This is a genomic window from Candidatus Magnetobacterium casense (assembly GCF_019173545.1).
Taxonomy (GTDB): Bacteria; Nitrospirota; Thermodesulfovibrionia; order Thermodesulfovibrionales; family Magnetobacteriaceae; genus Magnetobacterium; species Magnetobacterium cryptolimnobacter.
The window spans coordinates 1-1097 of the sequence record NZ_JABXWD010000768.1 but is presented as its reverse complement, the minus strand read 5'-3'; the positions used below and the strand labels follow the sequence as shown (position 1 = coordinate 1097).

Genomic DNA, 1097 nt, shown 5'->3' with positions numbered 1-1097 from the left:
CCCATCAGGGTCTTGCGAGAAACAACGCTTAAGGAGTGCTGCCAGTGGCTGCGGCATATGAGGGATATTTACATCAAACTGAGGGTTTCTCAGATAGTCGTCAAGTACGAGGGCGGCCACATTACCGCTTAGCCATGTTACGCCTCCTATGAATATCTCTAAAATGGAAACACCCCATGACCAGATGTCTGTCTTTAAGGAAAGGGGGCTGCGATTGGCCTGCTCACATGAACAGTATGCCTGTGTCATTCCGTCGAAGCTCGACACGTGGCTCTTTCTGCGGTTTATTCCTGGCGGCATGAGCAAACCATGCTGCGGCGAGGTTGACGTTGTAACGGAAAGCGACTGCGCCCTGGCAAGTCCAAAATCTGTTACCTTGGCTATCCCGTCCGATGTCATCATTACGTTTGCCGGTTTGACATCCTGGTGGATTAGTCCCTTTTCGTGCGCATAGCATAGCCCCAGGGCGAATTGGATAGCGGTATCCAGTACTACTTCCATAGTCGTGAGCCTCTTCTGCTTTATCCAGTCGCGCAGACTCCCGCCCTCGAGGTACTCGGCAAAGACACACGGAACCCCCTCTATGCGGCGCACATAGTAACAGCTGACTATGTTCGGATGAAGGCCTAGGTCCATCCATGTCTGGGCCTCGCGCTCAAAACTACTCTTTTGTGACTCAGTCTGAAAGTACTCCGGACGCGGACACTTCATGGCCATGTCCGAGCTCCACCCCTTGTGGTATATGCGATAGACCAACCCCATGCCTCCACTTTTGAAGACATCTCTTACTTCGTAGAGGTCTAGGATTACGTCGCCAACCGACCACTCGGTCTTAGCCATTTATCTCATCCCCGTTGAGCTGCAACGGTTAGCAGGCAGCATTGTTCCAAAACAGCGATGGCTCTACACCCTCGGTCTCCAGGATGGAGGCGCGGCCTCCTTCTCATATCTCTTATGGGCCTCTTTTCTATGCTATCGTTTTTTCAATGGCCGTCAGCAGGGCGATTATTTCTTTGCTCACAGGGTCGATTTGCAGGTATTGTTCCTCTGCTTCCGCCGAATCTCCGGAGTTTTTCAGCGTAACGACTCGCTTGACA

1 protein-coding gene is annotated in these 1097 nt (G+C 52.1%); it reads right to left on the bottom strand.

Going from position 1 to position 1097, the window contains the following annotated elements; genetic code table 11:
• A partial coding sequence (locus tag HWQ67_RS19380) for a serine/threonine-protein kinase (RefSeq protein WP_218254338.1) occupies nt 1-840 on the bottom strand: 840 nt, incomplete at its 3' end.
• Nucleotides 841-1097: the final 257 nt, after the last annotated feature.